General features: G+C 60.9%; 23 protein-coding genes. 7 read left to right on the forward strand and 16 right to left on the reverse strand.

All coding sequences use genetic code 11. The annotated features are described in order from the left end of the window. The first annotated feature begins 90 nt into the window (after window positions 1–90). A complete protein-coding gene (ald, locus tag ACR0C9_RS15085) occupies window positions 91–1,209 on the forward strand; it encodes an alanine dehydrogenase (protein ID WP_170453207.1) in 1,119 nt (372 codons plus the stop codon). 190 nt (window positions 1,210–1,399) lie between these two features. Here ald and ACR0C9_RS15090 read toward each other — a convergent pair whose 3' ends face one another. After that, a complete protein-coding gene (locus ACR0C9_RS15090; RefSeq protein WP_480781374.1) occupies window positions 1,400–2,206 on the reverse strand; it encodes a mechanosensitive ion channel family protein in 807 nt (268 codons plus the stop codon). A 216-nt stretch (window positions 2,207–2,422) separates the two neighbouring features. On the opposite strand from ACR0C9_RS15090, the gene ACR0C9_RS15095 reads away from it, so the two are divergent. Continuing rightward, window positions 2,423–3,121, forward strand: coding sequence for a glutathione S-transferase N-terminal domain-containing protein (locus tag ACR0C9_RS15095; RefSeq protein ID WP_170453209.1), 699 nt, complete (start codon window positions 2,423–2,425; stop codon window positions 3,119–3,121). Window positions 3,122–3,172: 51 nt separating this feature from the next. Here ACR0C9_RS15095 and ACR0C9_RS15100 read toward each other — a convergent pair whose 3' ends face one another. The 11 genes from ACR0C9_RS15100 to ACR0C9_RS15150 form a co-directional block, all read right to left on the reverse strand. Further along, on the reverse strand, window positions 3,173–3,622 hold the full coding sequence (locus ACR0C9_RS15100) for a YtoQ family protein (RefSeq protein WP_170453210.1): 450 nt from the start codon (window positions 3,620–3,622) through the stop codon (window positions 3,173–3,175). A gap of 64 nt (window positions 3,623–3,686) precedes the next feature. Next, window positions 3,687–4,646, reverse strand: coding sequence for a hypothetical protein (locus tag ACR0C9_RS15105; RefSeq protein WP_480781375.1), 960 nt, complete (start codon window positions 4,644–4,646; stop codon window positions 3,687–3,689). A gap of 250 nt (window positions 4,647–4,896) precedes the next feature. Then, window positions 4,897–7,293, reverse strand: coding sequence for a phenylalanine--tRNA ligase subunit beta (pheT, locus tag ACR0C9_RS15110; RefSeq protein ID WP_480781376.1), 2,397 nt, complete (start codon window positions 7,291–7,293; stop codon window positions 4,897–4,899). A 78-nt stretch (window positions 7,294–7,371) separates the two neighbouring features. Further along, complete coding sequence (locus ACR0C9_RS15115) at window positions 7,372–8,166, reverse strand: CE1 family esterase (RefSeq protein WP_480781377.1); 795 nt, start codon at window positions 8,164–8,166, stop codon at window positions 7,372–7,374. Window positions 8,167–8,486: 320 nt separating this feature from the next. Next, complete coding sequence (locus ACR0C9_RS15120) at window positions 8,487–8,882, reverse strand: hypothetical protein (protein ID WP_480781378.1); 396 nt, start codon at window positions 8,880–8,882, stop codon at window positions 8,487–8,489. Beyond that, window positions 8,879–9,952: a phenylalanine--tRNA ligase subunit alpha gene (pheS, locus tag ACR0C9_RS15125; protein ID WP_170453215.1), complete on the reverse strand. Its 1,074-nt coding sequence runs from the start codon at window positions 9,950–9,952 to the stop codon at window positions 8,879–8,881. Before pheS ends, ACR0C9_RS15120 begins: the two co-directional genes overlap by 4 nt. An 81-nt stretch (window positions 9,953–10,033) precedes the next feature. Continuing rightward, window positions 10,034–11,110, reverse strand: coding sequence for a Hint domain-containing protein (locus tag ACR0C9_RS15130; RefSeq protein ID WP_480781379.1), 1,077 nt, complete (start codon window positions 11,108–11,110; stop codon window positions 10,034–10,036). Between the two features lie 174 nt (window positions 11,111–11,284). Beyond that, complete coding sequence (locus ACR0C9_RS15135) at window positions 11,285–12,655, reverse strand: glutamate--cysteine ligase (protein WP_480781380.1); 1,371 nt, start codon at window positions 12,653–12,655, stop codon at window positions 11,285–11,287. A 65-nt stretch (window positions 12,656–12,720) separates the two neighbouring features. Next, window positions 12,721–13,248: a hypothetical protein gene (locus ACR0C9_RS15140; protein WP_170633410.1), complete on the reverse strand. Its 528-nt coding sequence runs from the start codon at window positions 13,246–13,248 to the stop codon at window positions 12,721–12,723. After that, window positions 13,245–13,928: a hypothetical protein gene (locus ACR0C9_RS15145; protein WP_170633412.1), complete on the reverse strand. Its 684-nt coding sequence runs from the start codon at window positions 13,926–13,928 to the stop codon at window positions 13,245–13,247. The genes ACR0C9_RS15140 and ACR0C9_RS15145 overlap by 4 nt, the downstream gene beginning before the upstream one ends. 122 nt (window positions 13,929–14,050) lie before the next feature. Next, complete coding sequence (locus ACR0C9_RS15150) at window positions 14,051–14,776, reverse strand: 16S rRNA (uracil(1498)-N(3))-methyltransferase (RefSeq protein ID WP_170522097.1); 726 nt, start codon at window positions 14,774–14,776, stop codon at window positions 14,051–14,053. A 12-nt stretch (window positions 14,777–14,788) separates the two neighbouring features. On the opposite strand from ACR0C9_RS15150, the gene ubiA reads away from it, so the two are divergent. The 4 genes from ubiA to ACR0C9_RS15170 all read left to right on the forward strand — a co-directional run bounded on the left by ubiA (window position 14,789) and on the right by ACR0C9_RS15170 (window position 19,004). Further along, window positions 14,789–15,751 carry a 4-hydroxybenzoate octaprenyltransferase gene (gene ubiA, locus ACR0C9_RS15155; protein ID WP_170522095.1) on the forward strand — a complete coding sequence of 321 codons (963 nt, stop codon included), beginning with the start codon at window positions 14,789–14,791 and terminating at the stop codon, window positions 15,749–15,751. A gap of 64 nt (window positions 15,752–15,815) precedes the next feature. Further along, window positions 15,816–17,729 (forward strand): OmpA family protein, encoded by a 1,914-nt coding sequence (locus ACR0C9_RS15160; RefSeq protein WP_480781381.1) that lies wholly within the window; start codon window positions 15,816–15,818, stop codon window positions 17,727–17,729. A 1-nt stretch (window position 17,730) separates the two neighbouring features. Beyond that, window positions 17,731–18,051, forward strand: coding sequence for a prefoldin domain-containing protein (locus tag ACR0C9_RS15165; protein WP_170453223.1), 321 nt, complete (start codon window positions 17,731–17,733; stop codon window positions 18,049–18,051). Between the two features lie 479 nt (window positions 18,052–18,530). Next, window positions 18,531–19,004: a hypothetical protein gene (locus ACR0C9_RS15170; RefSeq protein ID WP_170453224.1), complete on the forward strand. Its 474-nt coding sequence runs from the start codon at window positions 18,531–18,533 to the stop codon at window positions 19,002–19,004. A 333-nt stretch (window positions 19,005–19,337) separates the two neighbouring features. On the opposite strand, the gene ACR0C9_RS15175 is transcribed toward ACR0C9_RS15170, so the two are convergent. From ACR0C9_RS15175 to pgsA, 3 genes are read right to left on the reverse strand one after another with little or no spacing between them, the layout of a single operon-like run. After that, window positions 19,338–19,808: a molybdopterin synthase catalytic subunit gene (locus ACR0C9_RS15175; RefSeq protein WP_170453225.1), complete on the reverse strand. Its 471-nt coding sequence runs from the start codon at window positions 19,806–19,808 to the stop codon at window positions 19,338–19,340. Between the two features lies 1 nt (window position 19,809). Further along, entirely contained in the window at window positions 19,810–20,055 is a 246-nt protein-coding gene (moaD, locus tag ACR0C9_RS15180; RefSeq protein WP_170453226.1) for a molybdopterin converting factor subunit 1, read from the reverse strand. A gap of 3 nt (window positions 20,056–20,058) precedes the next feature. Then, window positions 20,059–20,727, reverse strand: a complete 669-nt coding sequence (gene pgsA / locus ACR0C9_RS15185) for a CDP-diacylglycerol--glycerol-3-phosphate 3-phosphatidyltransferase (RefSeq protein WP_170453227.1) — start codon at window positions 20,725–20,727, stop codon at window positions 20,059–20,061. A gap of 169 nt (window positions 20,728–20,896) precedes the next feature. Here pgsA and ACR0C9_RS15190 point away from each other — a divergent pair, with 169 nt between their 5' ends. Then, the gene (locus tag ACR0C9_RS15190) at window positions 20,897–21,781 is read left to right on the forward strand and encodes a DMT family transporter (protein ID WP_480781382.1); all 885 of its coding nucleotides are present in this window, start codon (window positions 20,897–20,899) and stop codon (window positions 21,779–21,781) included. Here ACR0C9_RS15190 and uvrC read toward each other — a convergent pair. Next, complete coding sequence (uvrC, locus tag ACR0C9_RS15195) at window positions 21,778–23,652, reverse strand: excinuclease ABC subunit UvrC (RefSeq protein WP_480781383.1); 1,875 nt, start codon at window positions 23,650–23,652, stop codon at window positions 21,778–21,780. The two genes, ACR0C9_RS15190 and uvrC, sit on opposite strands and share 4 nt — an antisense overlap. Window positions 23,653–23,668: the final 16 nt, after the last annotated feature.

Genomic DNA, 23,668 nt, shown 5'->3' on the forward strand with positions numbered 1-23,668 from the left:
TCGAAAGAAAATCCATTGGCGGGCATTGTTTCACAAAAATTGCGTAACGTAATGCACATAATTTGAGCAGTTTATGAACGGAGAGCCAAAATGAAAATCGGTTGCCCCAAGGAAATCAAACCTCAGGAATTCCGTGTCGGCATGACACCCAACGCCGCACAGGAAGCCACCGCGCGCGGCCATGAGGTCATCATCGAAACCGGCGCGGGTCTGGGATCCGGCTTTGCCAATGAAGATTACGTGGCAGCCGGTGCCAGCATCGTCGACACCGCAGCCGAGGTGTTTGCGACGGCGGACATGATCGTGAAGGTCAAGGAACCGCAGGCGGTCGAGCGCAAGATGCTGCGCGAAGGCCAGCTGCTGTTCACCTATCTGCACCTGGCCCCCGATCCGGATCAGACCCGTGACCTTCTGGAGTCGGGCTGCACCGCGATTGCCTATGAAACCGTGACCGACCGCAATGGCGGCCTGCCCCTGCTGGCCCCGATGTCCGAGGTTGCCGGTCGTCTGGCCCCGCAGGTCGGCTCGTGGACGCTGCAAAAGGCCAATGGTGGCCGCGGCGTTCTGATGGGCGGCGTTCCCGGCGTTGGCCCGGCCAAGGTTGTGGTGATCGGTGGTGGTGTTGTTGGCACGCACGCAGCCAAGATCGCAGCAGGCATGGGCGCGGATGTCACCATCCTGGACCGTTCGCTGCCGCGTCTGCGTTATCTGGACGACGTTTTTGGCCGCACCTTCAAGAACCAGTACTCTACCGCTGGCGCGACGGCTGAACTGATCCAGACCGCCGACATGGTTATCGGCGCGGTTCTGATCCCCGGCGCCGAAGCGCCCAAGCTGGTATCGCGCGCGCAACTGTCGACCATGAAGCCCGGCGCAGTTCTGGTGGACGTGGCCATCGACCAGGGCGGCTGCTTTGAAACCTCGAAGGCGACCACCCATGCTGACCCGATCTACGACGTGGATGGCATCATGCACTATTGCGTTGCCAACATGCCAGGCGCGGTTGCGCGGACCTCTACCATCGCGCTGGGGAACGCAACGATGCCGTTCATGCTGGCACTGGCCGACAAGGGCTGGAAGCAAGCGTGTCAGGACGATCCGCACCTGCTGAACGGTCTGAACGTACACGCCGGTCAACTGACCTATTATGCGGTTGGCAAAGCTCTGGGCATTGATGTCGTCTCTCCCAACGTTGTCATCAAGTCCTGAGTTCTCCCGCCGCTGAAAGCGCCCGCTGATGCGGGCGAGTTCCAGCGTTGGGCCAGGCCGCGCCTTCGGGCGCGGCTTTTGCGTTTTTGGCGTATCGTTCCGCACAACAGAAAAGGCGCCGCACGAAGGTGCGGCGCCGGGCCCAACGGGAGGAGGGCATTTTGAATGCCCGAACGACGGGCGGGAGGCCTTAGCCCTGTTTCTGGATCTCCACCGAATGCGGATAGGGGATCGACACGCCCTTGGCGTCGAAGGCTTCCTTGATCGTCTTGGTCAGTTCGAACTTCACATCCCAATAATCCGCTGCCGCGCACCACAGGCGCGCCGTCAGGTCAACCGAGCTGTCACCCAGATTGGTCACACGCACCCAGGGTTCCGGGTCCTTGTGAATGCGCTCATCCGCGTTCGCAACGTCCAGAATGATCTTCATCGCCTCATCGGCGCTGTCACCATAATCAATCCCAAAGACCAGATCGACGCGACGCGTGTCATGGGCCGAGTAGTTGGAGATGACCGAGCCCCAGGCCTGCCCGTTTGGCACAATGATCTGCACATTGTCCGGCGTCACCAGCTCGGTCGTGAACAGGTTCAGGTCTTTGACCGTCCCGGCTGTTCCGCCAATATCCACGTATTGGCCCAGCTTATAGGGCCGGAACACAACCAGCATCACGCCTGCGGCCAGATCGCTGAGTGTCCCTTGCAGCGCCAGACCAATCGCCAGCGATGCAGCACCCAGAATGGCGACGATGCTTGTGGCTTCGATCCCGAAAATCCCCAGCACAGCCACCAGGACCATCGCCAGAATGGCCCATTTGACCAGGCTGGCCATGAAATTGCCAAGCGTCGGGTCAATATGCGGGGTCGCGTTGATCCGACGCCGCACGACGCCAGCAATCATACCCGCAACAATCCAACCGATGATCAGAACGATCAGTGCCTTCACCGCGTTCATGATCACAGGCGCAAATGCACCCACCTGTGTTACGACCTCATCCACGCGCATCTCCTTTGTCCAACAAGAAACCCGCGTCTTATGCGCGGGATTGGCCAAATTGTGAGGCAAAACCGCGTTTTGGTCTAGGTGCGAGTTGCGCGGGATTTCCCCGTTGTTCACCAGCAAACAGGCGCTGACCGGCTTTGCACACTGGCAGGGGCTTTCAAGATCGCGCTGTGCTGCCTAGGTTTGACGATATCCAAAACAGGAGCCCCCTCAATGCTGGATGCCGAAACACACCCGATCATGACCCGTTGGCCTGCGCAGTTCCCTGACAGAATCCAACTCTATTCCTTCCCCACACCAAACGGCGTCAAGGCGTCGATCATGCTGGAAGAAACCGGCCTGCCTTATGAGGCGCACAAGGTCACTCTGGCCGATGCCGACGTGAAAAGCCCCGCGTTCCTGTCGCTGAACCCCAACAACAAGATCCCTGCGATCATCGACCCCAACGGCCCCGATGGCGAACCCTTAGGCCTGTTCGAAAGCGGTGCGATCCTGCTGTATCTGGCCGAGAAAACCGGCCAGTTCATAGGACAAACCGCAGCGGACAAGCATCGCGTCACCCAATGGCTGATGTTCCAGATGGGCGGCATCGGCCCGATGTTCGGGCAGCTTGGATATTTCTACAAATTTGCTGGCAGCGAGATCGAAGACCCCCGCCCGCGCGAGCGTTACGTGAACGAAGCCAAGCGCCTGCTGAACGTGCTGAACACCCAACTTGACGGGCAGGACTGGATTGCCGGTGAGTACTCGATTGCCGATATCGCCATCGCACCCTGGCTGCGCGGGTTGGACTTCTACGGCGCCAAAGACCTGCTGGGATGGGATGACCACGCCCATCTTGCGCCCTATCTGGAACGGTTTCTGGACCGACCTGCGGTGCAAAAAGGACTGGTTACACCTGCACGTGACTAAGTGAACGCAACTGGTGGATGCCCGTCACAGGCATCCACCGGATGTTTAACCTTAGCCCGGCAACTTGCCGGTCAGGACATAGCGCAGGATCTCCACCACCTGTCGGGGGTCTTCCGCAACCGCCAGGGCGGCGGCATCGACCTCTTTCAGGGCATGTTGGTGATCGGGGCCGTGCAGCACGATCAGTGACTTGCCCAGCGCGGCGGCATAGCCCGCGTCAAAGGCCGCGTTCCACTGTTTGTACTTGTCGCCAAACCGCACCACGACCACATCGGCATCCGCGATGCCCTTGCGGGTGCGGATGGCGTTGACCATTGCGCCCTTGTGGTCATGCCAATACTTGTTCGGCTCGGCCCCAAGAATGGCAACCCCGCAATCATCGCTGGCGGCATGATCTGTGACCGGGCTGTTGAACGTGACATCCAGCCCCTGCGCCCCTTCAATGATTTGCTCACGCCAATCGGTGTGGATTTCTCCGGAAAGATAGACATTCAGGCCCATGGGTGCCTCCTTTGATTTCTTGCTGCGACCCTAGTTCGAAAGGGCGCGCAACCCAAGGGGTCGCTCAGAACGACAAGCGCCAGAACACCGGCTGATCGTTCCGAGCCACCTTGCGGGCCGCACTGCGTTGCTTGCTGCCCAAAAAGGGCGGAGTTTCGCGCGTTGGTTCGAACCCAAAACTGCGGGGCAGTTTGGTGTAGATCGACCGCGGCGGCATCCGGCCCCAGGTGATCGCCTTCAGCTTTGCGCCCGGACCGGGCTGATGCATCCAGACGGTGCGCACGGCAAATTCCTCGCGCAGCAGCATCAGAACCGCCAGCACCATCACCTCGGCCCAGATTTTCGCGTATTTCCGCCGCAGCGCCTGCTCATATTCCGAGGTCAGCCGCAATTCGCGCGAGCGTGGCGCGCGGTTTTCCAACCGTTGCCGCGCACGGCCGACAAAGCGCAACCAGTCCGATTGAACCTCTTCAATCAGGCAATGGCCGCTGGTCAGATCGACGTCCAGACGGCACCAGGCAAGGGTCGGACGACCTTCGGTCCGGACCGGATGCCAGCAGCTTTGATATGCACCAACAGCACAGCGCTGTTCGTATTTCCAAAGCAGCGCGGCATGTTCGGTCGGGAACCCCAACTGCACGACAAGGTTATGCGCCTTGCGCGTAGTCTGCTCGCCAGACCAGCAGTCGAAGCTGAGGCAGAAATCCATCCACTGAGATTGATAGGCAACCTCCAGCCCCGACAGCGCAGCCGGGCTCAGCCCGTCAAACCGCATCGCACGGTCCGCATGGGCCACCGCCAGCACATCATGCCGCCGCAGGACACCACCGCACTGTGCAATCATCGGTGCCAACAGCGGGCGTGACAGCAAACGGGACAGTCCCGATTGCTTCAAGGTCGAGACCGGGGCCTCGGCATCCATGACCTGGCCAAGCAACCATGGGCTCTGCCGGTCGGGATAGTAAGGAAAGGGCATCTCTTTCGGCAGAATCTGCCGGATCATCGAGATGTCTTGGCGTTTCATGACAGCTCTCCAACGGGAAACACACCCGCCGAAGAACCGGCGGGCAATCAGATATGAGGTATCGCTTGCGCGGGGCTGGGATCTGGCATCTGGCAGACTCCGAAGTTTGATTGCGTCAGGGGGCCGGATGTAGGGGCCGAGGGTGATTCTGCTCAACCCTTTGTTTCGAGGCGCTTTCAGGTGTTGCCGTTTCGCCACAACAAAAAAGCGCGCCGGATGGCGCGCTTTTGTCGGGTCATGTCGGGGACGGTCAGCCGCGCAGAACGCCGCCTGTGGCCTTGGTGACCTTGGCGATGATCTTTTCAGCCACCGCTTCGATGTCTCTCTCCTTCAGCGTCGCATCCGTCGGCTGCAAACGCACGGTGATGGCCAGCGATTTCTTACCCTCACCCACACTGCCGCCAATGAACTCGTCAAAGACGCGCACATCCTCGATCAGCGCCTTGTCCGCACCTGCCGCTGCGTTCACCAGCGTCAGCGCCTCGACGCCCTCATCCACGACAAAGGCAAAGTCCCGCTCGACCGCTTGCAGGTCACGCAGTTCCAGCGCGGCCCGGGTGGCACCGGATTTGCGCGGCAAGGGCACCTCATCCGGCCAGATGGTAAACGCCATCGCCGGGCCCTTGATGTCCATCGCCTGCAACACGCGCGGGTGCAGTTCACCAAAGACGCCCAGCACCTTTTTCGGCCCCAGACAGATCCTGCCATGACGGCCCGGATGCCACCAGGCATCGCCATCGCGCAGAACCTGCACCTTGGCGGGCGCGCCAATGGCGGCCAGCACCGCCTCGGCATCCGCCTTGGCGTCGAATACGTCCACCGGGCGCGAGGCTCCGTGCACGTCCTTGGGGCCACTCCGACCGACCAGCAGGCCGGTGATCTGGGTCTTCTGATCGCCGGGTTCACCGTCATGGAAGACCGGGCCAACCTCGAACAGGGCCACATCTGCGTAACCACGTGCCTGATTGCGGGCGGCGGCCTGCAACAGACCGGGCAGCAGATCGGGGCGCATATGGCTCATCTCGGACGAGATCGGGTTTTCCAACTGCGTCGCATCATCGCCACCACCAAACAGCGCCGCAGAGGCCTGATCGATGAACGTGTACGAGACACATTCGTTATAGCCCAGCGCCGCACAGGTCCGCCGCGCCATCGATTGACGGCGCTGTGCCGGGGTCATCACCGGCTTGGGGATACCATCCGTCACGCGCGGCAGCGGTTTGCCCTGCAGTTTGGTCAGGGATGCAATCCGCGCGACCTCTTCCACCAGATCGGCCTCGCCCATGATGTCGGGCCGCCAGCTGGGCACATGCGCCATCTCGCCCTCAAGGCGGAAGCCCAGGCGGGTCAGGGTCTGGCGCTGCTCGCTCTCGGCGATGTCCATCCCGACCAGAGACTGCACCCGCGCCGCATCCAGCTTGTAGGCCCGCGCGTGGTTCTGCGCTTTGCCCGCCTGAACCACGTTCGACGCCTCGCCACCGCAGATATCCAGAATCATCTGCGTCGCGTGTTCCAACCCTTCCAGCGTGTAGTCCGGGTCAACACCACGTTCGAACCGATAGCGCGCATCCGAGTTGATCTTAAGCGCCCGCCCGGTCAGAGCGATCTGCACATGATCCCAGAACGCGCTTTCCAGAAAGACGTTCACAGTCTCTTCGGTACAGCCGGTTTCCTCACCGCCCATGATACCGGCGATGGACTCCGCGCCCTTGTCATCCGAGATCACCATCATGCCCGGCTGCAGCGTGTATTCTTTCTCATCCAGCGCCACCAGCTTTTCGCCGCCTTTGGCGCGATGCACCCGCAGGTTGCCCTGTACCTTGTCAGCGTCGAACACGTGCAGCGGGCGGTTGTGGTCGAAAGTCATATAGTTGGTGATATCCACCAGGGCCGAGATCGGACGCAGCCCGATCGCCTTCAACTGATCCTGCAACCACTGCGGGCTGGGGCCGTTCTTGACGCCACGGATCAAACGCCCGGTGAAATGCGGTGCTCCATCCAGCGTGTCGTCGTCAATCGTCACCTTGATCGGGCTTTCGAAATCGCCGGGCACCGGCGTGTAGTCCCGCTGTTTCAGCGTCCCTATCCCGCGCGCGGCCAGATCGCGGGCAATCCCCTCGACCCCCAGCGCATCGGGGCGGTTCGGCGTGATCGCGATCTCGATCATCGGATCGACCTTGGACGGCTCATTCTCGGCCAGCCAGTCGACGAACCGATCACCAACCGCGCCCGAGGGCAGTTCGATGATGCCGTCGTGCTCGTCCGACAGCTCCAGCTCACGTTCCGAGGCCATCATGCCAAAGCTTTCAACGCCACGGATCTTGCCGACGCTGATGGTCAGGTCCAGACCGGGGATATACATGCCCGGTTTGCAGACCACGACGGTGATGCCTTCGCGCGCGTTGGGGGCACCGCAGATGATCTGCAACTCACCCTCATCCGTGTCCACCTTGCAGACGCGCAGCTTGTCGGCGTCGGGGTGTTTCTCGGCATGTTTCACATAGCCCAGTGTAAAACCCGCCAGCCGATCCGCCGGGTTCACAATCTCTTCGACCTCAAGGCCAAGATCGGTCAGCGCCTCGGCGATCTCATCAACCGAAGCGTCAGTGTCGAGGTGGTCTTTCAGCCAGGACAGAGTGAATTTCATTGCTCAGGGCCTTTTTTGGCAGATATCCAGTCGGCACAGGCAATGGCAAAGAATGCGCCGGGGTGCAAGCGCTGCGCGTCACGGATAGCTGGGGGTGCGGCCCAAAAGCTCATCCAACTGCCGCCCGATCCAGCCATGCGGGATGAAATGCCCGCCGGGATGCGTGTCCAGCACCACATGGCCTTTCGCGCAATCGTTCCATTCCACCCGGCTGAGCGTCAGGATCGGCACCACGCTCCAATCCCCGGCCGGGGTGGCCGCGTCACAGCCGTATTTTTGCCGCCACAGCGCCACCGGATAGGTGGTGTCGCCGCCCGGCCCAAAGGGGAAATCCATCACCGTGTCGCCTGTTCCATGCACATGCCGCACCTGACGCGGGGCCTGCGGGCAATCCTCGGTCTGCCGGATGGTTCCGGCCACACCCAGCAGCGCCGCAATGTCGTCGCCCGACTGGCAGGCAAAACGCCACGCCATCGCGCCGCCAAAGGAATAGCCCGAGACATAGATGCGATCCGGGTCAATCGGATAGCGTTTGGCGACGTCCTCTAGCACCCGGTCGGCAAAGGGGACATCGCCGGTGTCCGAAGTCCAGAAATCCCAGCTTTTGCCCAATCCGTTCGGCGCGACCAGCAGCACGCCCCGCAGCTTCGTGGCCCCGGCGATCCGCTCATGGTTCACCACCACGGTCCCCTGCCGCGCCCAGCCGTGGAAATGCAGCAGCACCGGCAGCGGCGTTTTACCATCCCACCCGTCCGGTTCCAGCACATGATACGAGCGATCGCCGACCTGACAGGCAGTATCGCCATGGCAGGTATCCACGGCGACGGCTTGGGTGGCGGTCAGCAACAGAAGGCAGAGCAGTCGATACATCATGCGCCCGACCCTAACGAGACTTTCCGCGCTGTCACCTAACATATCGGTGTAGGAGGAGCGTAGGCCAAGCGTAGGCCGGGCTTCAGCCCGGCACTCATCCGTCGCATCTGGCGGGCTGAAGCCCGCCCTACATCCAACCAGACCCCCAAGCCGCGCCATCGCCAGACCGCAGGATGGCGACCCTCAGGCTGTGGTAGGCAATTTATGCTAGCCAAGTCCGTGTGCGGTTCAAACAGAGCGCTTGCGGAGATCAAATCGCCAGCCCGTGCGGGCGGTCTGGCGATGGCGCGGCGGCCTATCGGCCTTTGCTCCGCGCTTAGCTAAGAATCAAACCTTAGAAAGTTGGGCTCTACTTCGTGACTCTCCAGACCAAGTTCTTTTCGCAAATTGCGCCGAAGAATAATCAATAGCGGCAGCATATCTCCCGTTCCGTTAGCAACCGTAGTTGTCAACCGTCTCGCTTCATCTGCTGCTTCTTTTGAACCAAACAGAAAAATTGCACCCAACGAAGATTCTACGCGCCGCTTTTTTTCATCGGATAGCGGATTCCTACCTGCCGCGTCCTCAAGATTGCGGTAGGCTTCTATCAGATGTGAAACAATGCGCTCACGTCTGCGTTCTTCTTTATCGCGCCTAAGTGCAAAAAAGTACGCGCTCCATGCACCGACAAGCCCGGCAATCACCCCAGTAGCAAACGGGATGACCCACTCTGTCACCGCGACAAACCACCATGCAGGTTCGGCATATCCAGAGCCGCAAACCCATAGTGCCTCAACCAGCGCAGGTCGGAATCAAAAAACGCCCGCAAATCCGGGATGCCGTATTTCAGCATCGCCAGACGGTCGATCCCGATCCCAAACGCAAAGCCCTGATAGACCTCGGGATCAATCCCACCGGCGGCGATAACTTTGGGGTGGACCATGCCGGACCCCAGAATCTCCATCCAGTCGTCGCCCTCGCCGATCTTCAGCTGACCGTTATCCCAGGAACAGCGGATATCGACCTCGGCCGACGGTTCGGTGAAGGGGAAGTGCGAGGCGCGGAAGCGCAGTTCGACATCGTCGACCTCGAAGAAGGCCTTCACGAACTCTTCCAGAACCCATTTCAGGTTCGCCATCGAGATGTCCTTGTCGATGGCCAGCCCCTCGACCTGATGGAACATCGGCGTGTGGGTCTGGTCATAGTCGGCGCGGTAGACGCCGCCCGGACAGATGACGCGGATCGGCGCGCCCTGTTTCTCCATCGAGCGGATTTGCACCGGTGAGGTATGGGTGCGCAGCACATGCGGCGGGCGGTTGTCGCCCTCGGCACGGTGCATGTAGAACGTATCCATCTCGGCCCGCGCGGGGTGGTGGCCGGGAATGTTCAGGGCGTCGAAATTATACCAGTCGGTCTCGATCCGCGGCCCTTCGGCCACCGAGAAACCCAGTTCGGCAAAGATCGCGGTCAGTTCTTCGGTCGCCTGGCTGATCGGGTGGATCGAGCCCTGACGGCGCGCGCGGGTCGGCAGGGTGACGTCCAGCCATTCGGTGCGCAGACGTTCATCCAGCGCGGCATCGGCAAGTGCTGCTTTCTTGGCGGAGAGCGCCGAGTTGATCTCATCCTTCAACGCATTCAGCGCGGGGCCTGCGACCTGACGTTCTTCGGGGGTCATCTTGCCCAGTTCGCGCATCTTCAGCGCGACCTCGCCCTTTTTGCCGACGGCGGCGACGCGGATCGACTCGAGCGTGTTCTCGTCGCCTGCTTCGGCGATCTGACCCAGATATTTTGCCTTGAGATCGTCCATGACGCTTCCTGACCTTGGCCCCTGACTGCTGTTCAGGCTCTGCTATCACAGCGGACCGTGAAAGCAAGAGGGGCCGGGCAATCAGGCGCAGCGCAGCAAAGCGGTGGTTCTGTCCTGCCGCACCGGGCGCGCGGTCTCGCCATAAGTTTCGGGGCAGTCGCGCAGGTTGGGGAACAGGGTCAGGATCTCATCCGTGGCGTCACTGCCCAGACCATCCAGCCCCTCTTGCCCGGGAAAGAAGCTTTCGGACACCAGACCGCTGGTGATCACCAATTGGTGGCGGTCGAACATCATATGGATGTAGCGCACGATATCGCAGGGCACGGCGGTCACGGTCGCGCCGTTGACCTGTGCCTTGGCGGGAACCAGCACCTCATGCTCGCCAAACAGAAGCTGAGCTTGCCAGCCGGTGATCAGAACCTGGTGCTGGGGGGAAATCAGAACGTCATTCTTGGCACCCAGTGTTCCTGCGCTGATCCGGATCGGGGCAAAGCGGCCGCGCCCGGACACCGTGCTGCCCCAGATCCAGCTGATCGGAAGCGGGCCGTTATCAACGGTGTTCACCAAATCCCCCGTTTCAAGCGTTTCGATACGGCGGGGCCCGTGTGGCGTATCCACCAACGTGCCCGCCGTGAAACAGGCAGCGCCACTGTCACCGGGCGAAACATCGGCGTGAACCAGCGTGTTCGGGTTGGGCTGGTTGAACTGCAAGGATGTGGTGGTCGAGCCGGGACCCGTCAGAACAACCAGATTTTCGGACGTCGCCCCCGCAGCCAGCCCATCGATTGCGGTGATATTCTGCGTGCCGTTGCCGATGTCATAGAAGTCGATGACCTCATTGGTGCTTGTGTTGGTCAATGCGACCGCTTCGAAGATCGTATCGTTCACCGGAACAGGCGCATCGGGGTCGGTCAGCAGGAAGGTGAAGTTATCCGCCGAGATGACAAAGACCTGCTCATTGTTGTCCGGGTCGGTTGTCACTACGACGCCGGGATCGGTCAGCGCGATCTCTAACCCGACGGTGCCGTCGCTGTTGTAAAGCGAAACGGTGAAATCTGCCGGATCTTCCGACGCGCCCAGCGCAACTTCGACAAACTCATTCACGCCGGAGGAAACGACAAACGGGTCGGCGTAGTGCAATTCGCTGATGCGGGGCATTCAGGGCATCCTTTGGGGAAAGGTCGTCGCAATTACTAGGACGCTTGTATTCACGAACGATGAACGCCTTCAATCCACAGGCGATCACAATTTGCGTTACCACACGGCAGCTTACGACGCGCACGCCACCTCACCAAAGGGGTAAGGTGGGCTGCTCGGCGTGTTAGGTCGGTGTCAGTAGCTGTACTGCGGGAACACCCGCGTCAGATCGCCGTTCCAGTCGCCGTTATAGTGATCCAGCAATTCATCTGCCGGAACCTTGCCGGTTTCGATGCTGTCTTTCAGCGCATTCAGGAAATGGGTTTCGTCCGGCACCAGACCGCCTGCGCCGGGGAAGGCGCGGGATTTCAGCCCGGATTCCGAGATCGCCACGACCTCGCGCGCCAGATCGTGCATGTTGATGTTGCCGACCTGCGCCTGCAGACCGTCCTTGGCGGCCTCAACGCGCAGCGCTTCGCGGGTTTCGGCATCCCAGCCCTTGACCAGATCCCAGGCTGCATCCAGCGCGCCCTGATCGTAGGTCAGGCCAACCCAGAAGGCAGGCAGCGCACAAAGCCTGCGCCACGGGCCGCCATCAGCGCCGCGCATCTCCATGAATTTCTTGATCCGCGCTTCGGGGAAGGCGGTGGTCAGATGGTCGGCCCAATCGGACAGGGTCGGTGTTTCGCCTGGCAACGCGGGCAGCTTGCCTTGCAGGAAGTCACGGAAGGACATGCCCAGAGCATTCACATACTGACCGTCGCGATAGACAAAATACATCGGCACATCGAGCGCGTATTGCACGTAGCGCTCGAACCCGAACCCGTCTTCGAACACGAAGGGCAACATGCCCGTGCGCGCATCATCGAGATGCCGCCAGATATAGCTGCGCCAGCTTTTCTGGCCGTTGGGCTTGCCCTCGAAGAACGGAGAGTTGGCGAACAGCGCCGTTGCCACCGGCTGCAACGCCAGCGCCACGCGCAGTTTCTGCACCATGTCGGCCTCGGACCCGAAGTCGATATTGACCTGAACGGTGCAGGTGCGCCGCATCATGGCGCGGCCCATGGTGCCGACCTTCTCCATATAGTCGTTCATCAGCCGATAGCGGCCCTTGGGCATCAGCGGCATTTCATCATGGGTCCAGATCGGAGCCGCGCCCAGACCGATGAAACCCACGCCGATCTCGTCAGCGATGTCCTTTACCTCGCGCAGGTGGGTGTTCACCTCGTCGCAGGTCTCGTGGATCGTTTCCAGCGGTGCCCCCGACAGCTCCAGCGCGCCACCGGGTTCGAGGCTGACATTCGCCCCGTCTTTCTCCAAACCGATCAGCTTGCCGCCTTCGCGCACCTCGGCCCAGCCGTGCCGATCCCGCAGGCCTTCCAGTACCGCAACGATGGACCGGGTGCCTTCGAACGGCAGCGGTTTCAGGGTGTCCTTGCAATAGCCGAACTTTTCATGCTCGGTGCCGATGCGCCAATCCTGCTTGGGCTTGCAGCCCGATTCCAGGTATTCGGCCAATTGCTCATGACGTTCGATCGGTCCGCCGCCGGACTGGGGGATGGACATGAATCGCGCTCCGATCCTGATGTGTCTGTCTGGTTGGTCAGTCGTGGGGGCAAACCGCGCCGGTGTCAATGCAGCCTGAGATGCGCGGGCCGTAAGGGGGTGCGTTCCCAGATCACCACCGGATGGCTCGCGCCACCGTTCAACTCCGCCAGCATTTGTTCGGTTTTCAATCCCGGCAGGGCCGAGAAGACATCGAACAGCGCCTCGGCCCCTTCGGCATTCACAGGAATGTGAAGCAGAGGCTGGCCCGGTTGTTCCAGCACCCAATGCGCAGGGCTCGAGGTCGGATCGAGCGCCAGCCGCTCGATCTCGCGCGTGGCGACCATGCCGCCGTCCAGTGGTCCAAAATAGTTGATCTGACCTTCGTCGACGGTGACAACACCCTGCCCGCCCGACCCGGTCCGGAACCGCCCGCGCTGTACCCCGATCACCGCCAGCGCCACCGCGACGGCCACAAGCACCCAGCCGAGCCAGCCCAGCAATCCACCGGGCCCGCTGATCCAACTGAGGCCGAGGATCAGGACAAACCCGGCCACCAACACTTCGCGCCAGCGCCACAGGGCCTGTTTTGCTTCGGGTCGGATAAAGCTCATGACTGCACTCCTGTGGAAACACCCGGATAGGGTGCTTTGATGGCCTCGAACTGCATGGAGGAGAATTCATGTATCAGCCGGCGGTTTTCAAGCCTGCCAGTATGGCCAAGCCTCGCTTGCCAAAGCGAACCGTTTTCGGCCCATTGCAAGTCATCCCCCCAACAATCAGCCCATTCCCATGCTGGGCAATCCACCACCTTTTGACCACCCGAAGAAACGATCACATACCTGCCAGAGATGAGGGCGCGGTTTTTCTGTCCTAGCAGGAAGGTCTGGCTAAGGCTAAGTTCAGGCGACACATCACGCCTCAGATCCACTTGATATCTTTCACCATTGGCCACGTACCAGCCACGTGACTCGAGGCGTGAGACGACCAGGTCTCCCATGTGAAAGCCGTCGGTAGAATGTGGGAAGGCCCCAACATCGGCAGCTTTCAGGCCATCCGGCAGGTTTTCAGGTACAGAGGCCCCATTCAGCCAGAGCTTCCCGTCAGCGGTAAAAGCGCCTCCGCCCATCCAGCTGTCAGATTGCGGCCAATAGGCGACCGCCGTCAGCCAGGGCGCTTTGGACAACGCTGTCCAACAACGCCCACCCCGACAGGCGAAATACACCAAATGATTCCCCGACGGCGACAAATCACAGCGATGTTCATGGATACGCGCGTTGAGCCATTGACCCATCTCCACCGTTCCGCGGTTACGATCCCACAGCAAAACTGCAACCTGATCAGTAGGCCCCCTACGCAACACGACTGCGCGTTCCGAGGCAACACTGGTTAATACATGCAAGCGCGGAGGCGGGATCACGCCCAATCCCCCAACGCCTGCTGCCACATTGTCAACGCCGCAACCGCCGCTGTATCCGCGCGCAGGATACGGGGGCCAAGGCTGACCACATGCGCAAAGGGCAGCCCCGCCAGACGCGCGCGTTCCTTGTCCGAGAATCCGCCTTCGGGCCCCACCAGAATGGCCCAGGGCTGGCCCTTTTCGTTGGCCGCCAACCGCAGGGCCGAGCCCACCTCGGCCTCATTGCAGAACATCAACTGACGCCCCTCGGGCCACGCGTCCAGTACCCGATCCAGTCGCTGCAGATCAGCGACCTCGGGCACAAACGTACCGCCACACTGTTCGGCAGCCTCGACCGCATGGGCCTGCAAACGGTCCTGTCGGATGCGTTCGGAATTTGTGAACTCGGTCTGCACGGGCACAATCCGCGCCGCGCCCATTTCCGCTGCTTTTTCAACGATGAAGTCCGTGCGGGCCTTTTTGATCGGCGCAAACAGAAACCACAGGTCGGGCGGCAGTTGCAGCGGTTTGGTCTGGTCCAGACAGGTCAGAACACCACCGCGCTTTCCAGCCTCGGCAACCTCGGCCAGCCACTCACCATCCTTGCTGTTGAACAACGCCACAGGGCCGCCAACCGTCAGGCGCATGACGCCGAACAGGTAATGCGCCTGCTCGCGCGTCAATTCAACCGATTGCCCCTGACCCAGGGGCTGCTCTACATACAGTCTGATCTTCGCACTCATGAGACCTTACATATGCAAGGCAATGCCCCAACACCAGATGGTCAGGTCGCCGATGCCGTAACCGGCAACTGGGTCGACACCTATGCCCCCGCCTTCGCGCGCCCCTACCTGCGCCTCAGCCGTGCCGACCGGCCCATCGGAACATGGCTTTTGCTGATTCCCTGTTGGTGGGGTCTGACGCTGGCCATCCTGCATGACGGGCAAGCGCGGTTGGAGGATCTGTGGATCGCCATCGGATGCGCGCTGGGTGCGTTCCTGATGCGCGGGGCGGGGTGCACCTGGAACGACATCACCGACCGAGAGTTCGACGCGCAAGTCGAACGCACGCGGTCGCGCCCCCTGCCCGCAGGTCAAGTCACGGTGCGGCAGGCGATGGGCTGGATGATCCTGCAATGCCTGTTGGCGTTGGGCATCCTGCTCAGCTTCAATCAGGCGGCAATTGCGATGGGAGTGCTGTCGCTGCTGCCGGTGGCGATCTACCCGTTTGCCAAGCGCTTTACATGGTGGCCGCAGGTGTTTCTGGGGCTGGCCTTCAACTGGGGCGCGCTGCTGGCCTGGGCTGCGCATACCGGATCAGTGGGTTGGCCCGCGATCACCCTGTATCTGGCGGGCATCGCATGGACGTTGTTTTATGACACCATCTACGCCCATCAGGACGCCGAGGATGACGAACTGGTCGGCATTAAATCCACCGCGCGCCTGTTCGGGACCGATACGGCAAAATGGCTCAAGTATTTTCTGGCCGCCACCGTTTCGCTGATGGGGCTGGCGATCATCGACGCGCTGGTTCCCGGCGGGTCGATTCTGGTGCTGGTTATCGCCCTTGGTGGTCCATGGGCGATGGGCTGGCACATGATGTGGCAATTGCGCGGTCTGGATCTGGAAAACAATGCCAAGCTGCTGCAATTGTTCCAGTCGAACCGGGACACCGGCCTTATTCCGCTGATCTTCCTCTGCGTCGCGCTGCTGCTCTGATTGCACCTGCTGGCCGGGGTCTGTAAGAGTCCGCCCAAACGCCTGAGGAGTCACTAGCCCGCACATGCGTCTGCCGTATTTTCTGTCCGTGTCCCTGATCTTTCTTGTATCCGCAGGGGTGTCACTGCTGGCGGCCGGTTTTGCCGTCACCAAGATCGAGGAAAGCTCGGAATTTGCTGTGCGGCGAGCCCTGGACCTGAAGGGCCATGACTGGGCCGAAGTTCAGTCAGACGGGCTGCGCGTGGTGCTGACCGGCATCGCACCGGACGAGGCCACACGGTTCAATGCCCTGACCGCTGCGGGAACCGAGGTCGATACCTCGCGCGTCATCGACGAGATGGAGGTCACCGCCACCACCGCGCTGGCCGCGCCGCGCTTTTCGGTCGAGATTCTGCGCAATGACAGCGGCATCTCGGTCATTGGCCTGTTCCCGGCCAGCGAAAGCCGCGATGACCTTGTCGACAGGCTTAGCGATCTGGATCGCGCGGCCCCTGTTGCGGATCTGATGGAAACTGCCGACTACCCGAAACCCGATGGCTGGGATGAGGCGATTGCTTATGCGGTCAGCGCCCTGTCGCGCCTGCCGCGTGCAAAGATCTCGGCAAGTCCGGGACTGGTGAAAGTAACCGCCATCGCCGACAGTCAGGCCGAGAAGGAACAGCTGGAACAGGACCTGACCCGCGCCGCGCCGCCCAGCCTGCGCATCGGCCTGTCGATCTCGGCCCCGCGCCCGGTTATCACGCCTTTCACCCTGCGTTACCTGATCGGCGCGGATGGTGGCCAGTTTGACGCCTGCTCGGCCCAGGATGAAGAGGCGCGGGATCAGATCATTGCCGCCGCGCAGCAGGCCGGTCTGAGCACGACGTATACCTGCACCATCGGTCTGGGTGTGCCGTCGCCCCGTTGGGCAGACGCGGCAACCCTTGGCATCAAGGCGCTGGCCGAGATTGGGCAGGGATCGGTCACCCTGTCCGATGCAGATATCACCCTGATTGCCGCGCAAGGAACCAATCCCGCCCTGTTCGACCGTGTGGTGGGCGAACTGGAAAATGCCCTGCCCGAGGTCTTCGCCCTGCACGCCGTACTGCCCGAGCCCGAGGACGAAGAACCCGCAGGCCCGATTGAGTTTTCAGCCACGCGCAGCCCCGAAGGGCTGGTGCAATTGCGCGGTCGCGTGGGCGATGAAACCCTGCGGGACATGGCCGACAGCTATGCCCGAGCCGCCTTTGGGTCGGAACAGGTTTATACAGCCACCCGCGTCGTTCCTGATCTGCCCGCAGACTGGCCTGTCCGTGTTCTGGCGGGGCTTGAGGCGCTGTCGCTTCTGCAAAACGGCGCTTTGACCGTGACACCGGAATCAGTGGACCTGAGCGGCAACAGCCATGATGAAGACGCCAAGGCCCGCATCGCCGGAATGTTGTCCGAGAAATTGGGCGAAGCGCAGGATTTCACCCTGTCCATCACCTATGTACCGCCGCCGGAACCCGAGGACGCTCTGCCCGATCCCGAGCTGTGCGAGGAACGGATTGCCGAGGTACAGAAAGCCAGCAAAATCGCGTTCGAGCCCGGCTCGGCCACAATCGCGGCGGACTCGCGCGATGCGGTGAACCAGATCGCCGATATCCTGCGCGAATGCGGCCCGATCCGATTGGAAATCCAGGGCCATACTGACAGTCAGGGTCGCGAAGAAATGAACCAGCAACTCAGCCAGGCGCGCGCGCAATCCATCCTGAACGAATTGCGCGGGCGGCGGATTCCGACCTCAAGCTATACCGCCGTCGGGTATGGGGAAACGCAGCCCATCGCCGACAATGACAGCGAAGCGGGCCGCGAGGAAAACCGCCGGATCGAGTTCCGCCTGATCCGCCCGGAACCGGTCGAAAACACCGAAACCGGGCTTGAAGCGCTGGAAACCGGCGCGACCGAGCCGGACCAGACCGACACGACCGCACCGGATGCGGATGCAGAGGATCAATAGAGTGAACAGAACCGAATTCATCATCGCCACCGCCGTCATCCTGTTCGCGGCCTTCTGCATGGGCTGGTTCGCCAACTGGCTGGCCCACCGCCTGTCCCGCGTGCGTCAAAGCGACGTGGCCGATCTGGACCGGATGAGCCAGGAGCTGCACGAGGCCGAAGAAACCCGCGATCAGGCGATCACCTACCTGCAACAGCGCGAAGCCGAACTGACCAACCAGCTGACCCAGACCGAAGCGGAACTCGCCGCCGCCATGGACGGCCTGCGCGCCGCCCGGCAAGAGGCCGAAGAACTGCGCGGACGCATCAACAACGCGGATTAGGAGTTTCCTCAGAATTGAGACCTTCGCGCTTGCCAGCTGTTGACCGTCACACGAACCTGACTCAACCGTAATAGTTGGATCAATAGCAAGGCGAGCGCTCAACATCAGAGATGTGCGCCAGTCAAACATCCTTGGAGCAAAGAGATTAGGTACAGGAGTACTGATCTGTACGGCGCTCTTTAGGAAGTGTCGGCTATAAGCCCTAGGTGTCAGATGCTGCGGCAACAACGAACGTCGGTTTTTCGCGCTATGATCAAAAACCAGAGCTGGTCTCGAACAACATTGCACGCAGAAATACAGTAGCGCGACTTACTCACCTGTATCGAGTGGTTGATGACGGCCTCACTGGCTTAGGATAAAGTGAACCTATGAAATGTGGTCAATGTGAACGGCCAGCGCTCTACGAATACGATAACGGGCTGTATCTGTGCCTGTCCTGCAATGCGATCCTGCAAGAAAACAATTACCGTGGCTTCCTGATGAACGCTGCTATGATGAACCATGCCATGGATGAAATGGACATGGTGACGGGCATTCCTCTGGGAGGTGGTAGAATCCCGGTTAGCGCGCTATCCCAAGCAATGAGCCGCCCCATGACAAACAACCATATCACCATCTCAAATTCATCCGTGGGCGTTTTGAACACTGGTGACCTAGCGAAGATCAATGCAGTTATAACGATCACGGAAGGAAGTGACGCTGAGGAGCTGGGTCACACCATCAAAGACTTCGCGCAAGCTGTGGTCGATTCCGATGAGATCACAAAAGAGGAAAAGCACGAGGTAGGCGAACTGCTCGGGACCCTGTCGGAGCAGATCGCCGGAAAGCGTTCTAAACCTGTGATCGGAAGCGTTCTCAAAGGAATCGAGGAGCGGATAAAGTCCGTGAATGTGTTGTGGGGCTTCGCTGAGAAAATTGGTAAGCTACTAGCAGACCTTGGAATTACAGCTTGACGTTCTGGCACGTGGCGCAGGTCAAGACCCCTCTACCGTGCCTCTCGACGCTCCTGTTTGTCCTTCGCCCTAGCCAGTACCTCACCAATCGCGAGAAGCCCCGTCCGACGGCACTGGCGGCTTCTTCTGACGCTCGGCCACCACTCCCGCTCGTTGATCCGCAACACTGCTATTTCCGAGTGTTTCGTGACCAGCACATTCTTGAAGCTGACATTGGCGCGTGTGGGTTTAACGACAACTTGGTCCCGCACTGCCGACACTGGATCAGCAATACACGGTGTTCGGGCCAATGCTACGTGTCGGGTCACGCTGCATTGATTCAGAAATTTCGCATCAAGACTCAGAGAGTTGCGACGTTCCATCCCAACGGGTCAGCGCGTCTTCGTCCTCATCCTTGGCGGCGACCCATTCCGCGCCGGAGTCGGTGATTTCCTTCTTCCAGAACGGCGCGCGGGATTTGAGGTAGTCCATCAGAAACTCAGCCGCCTCGAACGCATCCTTGCGGTGCCGCGCGGCGGTTGCGACCATCATGATGCGATCGCCCGGAGCAAGCCGTCCGTGGCGGTGAATCACCAGCACATCGCCCAATGACCAGCGCGCGCGCGCCTCTTCCGCGATCTTGGTCAGGGCGCGTTCGGTCATGCCCGGATAATGCTCAATCTCCATCACATCCAGATCGCCCGAGGCCAGATCGCGCACCACCCCAGTAAAGGTCACAATGGCGCCGTTGGCGTCGTCACCGGCAGCAAAAGCATTGGCCTCGGCCCCCAGATCAAATGGCGCTTCTTGAACCGCGATCCGCATCTCAGCCACCGGTCATGGGTGGGAAAAATGCGACCTCGCGCACCCCGGCCAATGGGGCGTCGAAGTCGGACAATTCCTGATCCAGCGCCACGCGCAGGGCCGAGATGTCGGCAAAGGCGGCGGCATAGCGATCTTCGCGTGCGCTAAGTTCGGCGACCAGCTCGGACACGGTCGCAGCCTCGGTTTCGACCTTTTCTTTCGGCAGGCCGATGCGTTCGCGCACCCAGGCGAAATACAACACGTCCATCGCTTAGCTCTCCTTCAAATGGGGCATGGCTTTACGTAGATAGTCGTAGCCGGTGATCAATGTCAGAGTCGCGGCGATCCACAGCAGCCACAACCCGATCTGGCCTGACCAGTACATGCCCTCCAACGTCCAGGCGATGTTGTTTACATCCTCGATCTGGCCGGTCAAAACCTGATCGATGGTCGGCGCGTCCATGCCGAACGTAGCCATCACAAAGTAGTGTTCAAAGATCCCCTGAGAAAACAGAATTGCAATGGCGAACATCTGCGCCGTGGTCTTCCATTTCGCCAGCTTTGTTACCTTGAGCGTCCCGGCAACATCCCCCAGATATTCGCGCAGGCCCGAGACAAAGACCTCACGAAACAGGATCACGGTGGCGGGCAGCACCAGCCACGGAGTCCAGTGCTCGGTCGAGTATCCCACAAGGATCATCAGCGCGATCACCACCATGGCCTTGTCGGCAATCGGGTCCAGCATCGCTCCGATCTTGGTTTCCTGCTTCCACGCGCGGGCCAGATAGCCATCGAACCAGTCCGTAATCGCCGCCGACATGAACAGGATCAGGGCAAACCAGTCTGCGTAGGGGCGGGTGAAATACAGAAACATCACGGCCAGACCGGGTGCCGCCAGCAGGCGCAGCAGGGTCAGAATATTGGGCAAGTTCCACTTCATGCGCAGACCCTACATCGCCGGGTCAGGACAGAAAAGACGAACGCGCAAAAAACTGCACCAATCACAGGCGGTTGTTCAAAGCGCTGCGGGTTTGGTGCGGGACCGCATTGCCTCTTGGCCCCAGGTCGGAATGGCGTCAGATTGCGGGTGACTTGGCCAAGGGCGACATATGACCCCGAATATTCAAACCGATGCGCGTGCGAACCTGACGGGCAGCGCGTGGATGATCGGCGCGATGGCGTGTTTCGCGCTTGAGGACGCGCTGTTGAAGGCTGCCGCCCAGACGCTGCCGATCTGGCAGATCCTGGTCCTGTTCGGTGCGGGCGGTGCGGTGATCTTTGCCAGTGTCGCGTTTGCGCGTGGCACTCGGTTATGGCAGCCCGACGTGCTGTCGCCCGCGATGAAAATCCGCGCCTTGTTCGAGATATTGGGACGCCTGTTTTACATACTGGCCTTCACGCTGACCCCCTTGTCCTCGGCCACCGTGATCCTGCAGGCCACCCCGCTGGTCGTCGTCGCCTGCGCCGCGCTGTTGTTTGGCGAAACCGTCGGCTGGCGACGGTGGAGCGCCATTCTCGTCGGTTTGCTCGGCGTTGTGATCATCATCCAACCAACCGGCGAGAGTTTCACGCTGCTGTCTCTGCTGGCTTTGTTTGGCATGTTGGGATTTGCCGGGCGCGATCTGGCCAGCCGTGCGGCCCCGGCCAGTCTGGGCACCGAAGTTCTGGGCTTTTATGGCTTTGCCTGCGTGATCATCGCCGGGTTTGCCTATAGCTTTTGGGAACAGGCCCCGGTCGCCGCGCTGAATTTGAACACAAGCCTGCACGTTGCCGGAGCCGTGGGTTTCGGAACAATCGCCTATGCATCGCTGATGAAAGCCATGCGCACCGGAGAGGTCGCAGCCGTCACGCCGTTCCGCTATTCCCGCCTGCTGTTCGGTGTGGCGTTGGGTGTGGTGATGTTCGGAGAACGTCTGGACCAGACCATGTGGATCGGTTCCGCACTGATCGTCGCCTCGGGGCTGTATATCCTGTGGCGCGGGCGGCGGACTTAGCCCTTGTCGTGGAAGAAATCGTAAACCTTCTGCGCCAACCCGGCTGAGATCCCCTCGACCGCTTTCAGATCCGCCAGATTGGCCCGGCTGACCGCCTTGGCGCTGCCGAAATGCGCCAGCAGGGCGCGTTTGCGCGCCGCGCCCACGCCGGGGATTTCATCCAGCGGGGTCGCGCCCACGGCCTTGGCCCGTTTCGCACGGTGGGTGCCGATGGCGAACCGGTGCGCCTCATCCCGCAGGCGCTGGATGAAATACAGCACCGGGTCGTTGCGTTTCAGGGCAAAGGGGCGCTGGCCGGTGCGGTGAAACTCTTCCTTGCCGTGGTCACGGTCGACGCCTTTGGCGACGCCGACCATGGGGATGTCCTCGACGCCATATTCCACCATGATCTCATGCACCGCACTCACCTGCCCCGCGCCGCCGTCGATCAGCAACAGATCGGGCCATAACCCTTTGTCGCGGTCGGGGTCTTCCTTTTGCAGGCGGGTGAAACGGCGGGTCAGAACCTCTTTCATCATGCCAAAGTCATCGCCCGGCGTCAGGTCATCGCCCCGAATGTTGAACTTGCGATAGGCGTTTTTCATGAACCCCTCAGGGCCAGCCACGATCATGCCGCCGACCGCGTTGGTGCCCTGAATATGAGAGTTGTCGTAAACCTCGATCCGCGCAGGAGGCCCGTCCAGATCAAACGCCTCAGCCACGCCGCGCAACAGCTTGGCCTGCGTGGCGCTTTCCGACATGCGCCGGGCCAGAGATTCCCGCGCGTTGCGCAGGGCTCCCGCGACCAGTTCCTGCTTCTCACCGCGTTGGGGCACGAGGATTTCCACCTTGCGGCCTGCCTTCTCGGTCAGCGCCTGCTGCATCAGATCGGCGTTTTCGATCCCATCCGACAGGATCAACTGCCGGGGCGGTTCCTTGTTGTCGTAAAACTGGCCAAGGAAAGCCTCCATCACCTCGGCCGGGGACACATCGGCCCCCACGCGCGGATAGAAATCCTTGTTGCCCCAGTTCTGGTTGGCCCGGATGAAGAACACCTGCACACAGGCCTGCCCGCTGTCCATATAGAGGCCGATCACATCCGCCTCGGCCACGCCGCGCGGGTTGATGCCCTGAGACGTCTGCACCTGCGTCAGCGCCCGGATACGGTCGCGCAGACCGGCGGCGCGTTCGAACTCCATCGCCTCGGACGCGGCCATCATCTGTTCTGCCAGTTCCTCCTGCACCTTGGTCGAACGGCCCGACAGGAAGCGTTCCGCATCCCTGACGCTTTCGCGGTAATCGTCTTCGGAAATCAGCCCAACGCAAGGCCCCGAGCACCGCTTGATCTGATACAGCAGACAGGGCCGCGTGCGGCTGTCGAACATGGAATCCGAGCAGTTGCGCAGCAGGAATGCCTTTTGCAGCTGGTTCAGCGTCCGGTTCACTGCGCCTGCACTGGCAAACGGCCCGAAATAGGCACCCTTTTCCTTTTTTGCCCCGCGATGTTTCTTGATCTGCGGAAAGGCATGATCCTTGGCGACCAGAATATTCGGGAAACTTTTGTCATCCCGCAGCAGCACGTTGTACTTGGGCTTGAGCTGCTTGATCAGGTTCTGTTCCAGCAGCAGCGCCTCGGTCTCGGTCCGTGTGGTCAGGAACATCATCGAAGCCGTCGCGGCGATCATCTTCTCGATCCGCCCCGAATGCCCGGGGCGCGTGTAATTCGACACCCGCGCCCTGAGGTTCCGCGCCTTGCCCACATACAGAACCCGGCTGTCCCCATCCAGCATCCGATACACACCCGGAGAGCTGTCCAGCGTTTTCACATAACGCTGGATGCAGGCATAGCCGGTTGGCTGAGTGTCCGAAGTTGATTCGCTGTGGGAGGTCATGGCCCTGAGATATGAT

The organism is Ruegeria sp. C12, from assembly GCF_056537745.1.

Bases quoted from the DNA above. Each gene is read 5' to 3' on its own strand.
- pheS (WP_170453215.1), bottom strand. From the start codon at position 9,952: ATGGACGATCTCAAGGCAAAATATCTGGGTCAGATCGCCGAAGCAGGC.
- ACR0C9_RS15190 (WP_480781382.1), top strand. From the start codon at position 20,897: ATGACCCCGAATATTCAAACCGATGCGCGTGCGAACCTGACGGGCAGC.
- ACR0C9_RS15105 (WP_480781375.1), bottom strand. From the start codon at position 4,646: ATGAAACGCCAAGACATCTCGATGATCCGGCAGATTCTGCCGAAAGAG.
- ACR0C9_RS15135 (WP_480781380.1), bottom strand. From the start codon at position 12,655: ATGTCCATCCCCCAGTCCGGCGGCGGACCGATCGAACGTCATGAGCAA.
- ACR0C9_RS15170 (WP_170453224.1), top strand. From the start codon at position 18,531: ATGAACGCTGCTATGATGAACCATGCCATGGATGAAATGGACATGGTG.
- ACR0C9_RS15095 (WP_170453209.1), top strand. From the start codon at position 2,423: ATGCTGGATGCCGAAACACACCCGATCATGACCCGTTGGCCTGCGCAG.
- pgsA (WP_170453227.1), bottom strand. From the start codon at position 20,727: ATGAAGTGGAACTTGCCCAATATTCTGACCCTGCTGCGCCTGCTGGCG.
- uvrC (WP_480781383.1), bottom strand. From the start codon at position 23,652: ATGACCTCCCACAGCGAATCAACTTCGGACACTCAGCCAACCGGCTAT.
- ald (WP_170453207.1), top strand. From the start codon at position 91: ATGAAAATCGGTTGCCCCAAGGAAATCAAACCTCAGGAATTCCGTGTC.
- ACR0C9_RS15145 (WP_170633412.1), bottom strand. From the start codon at position 13,928: ATGGGTCAATGGCTCAACGCGCGTATCCATGAACATCGCTGTGATTTG.
- ACR0C9_RS15130 (WP_480781379.1), bottom strand. From the start codon at position 11,110: ATGCCCCGCATCAGCGAATTGCACTACGCCGACCCGTTTGTCGTTTCC.
- pheT (WP_480781376.1), bottom strand. From the start codon at position 7,293: ATGAAATTCACTCTGTCCTGGCTGAAAGACCACCTCGACACTGACGCT.
- moaD (WP_170453226.1), bottom strand. From the start codon at position 20,055: ATGGACGTGTTGTATTTCGCCTGGGTGCGCGAACGCATCGGCCTGCCG.
- ACR0C9_RS15100 (WP_170453210.1), bottom strand. From the start codon at position 3,622: ATGGGCCTGAATGTCTATCTTTCCGGAGAAATCCACACCGATTGGCGT.
- ACR0C9_RS15140 (WP_170633410.1), bottom strand. From the start codon at position 13,248: ATGAGCTTTATCCGACCCGAAGCAAAACAGGCCCTGTGGCGCTGGCGC.
- ubiA (WP_170522095.1), top strand. From the start codon at position 14,789: ATGCAAGGCAATGCCCCAACACCAGATGGTCAGGTCGCCGATGCCGTA.
- ACR0C9_RS15115 (WP_480781377.1), bottom strand. From the start codon at position 8,166: ATGATGTATCGACTGCTCTGCCTTCTGTTGCTGACCGCCACCCAAGCC.
- ACR0C9_RS15160 (WP_480781381.1), top strand. From the start codon at position 15,816: ATGCGTCTGCCGTATTTTCTGTCCGTGTCCCTGATCTTTCTTGTATCC.
- ACR0C9_RS15150 (WP_170522097.1), bottom strand. From the start codon at position 14,776: ATGAGTGCGAAGATCAGACTGTATGTAGAGCAGCCCCTGGGTCAGGGG.
- ACR0C9_RS15175 (WP_170453225.1), bottom strand. From the start codon at position 19,808: ATGCGGATCGCGGTTCAAGAAGCGCCATTTGATCTGGGGGCCGAGGCC.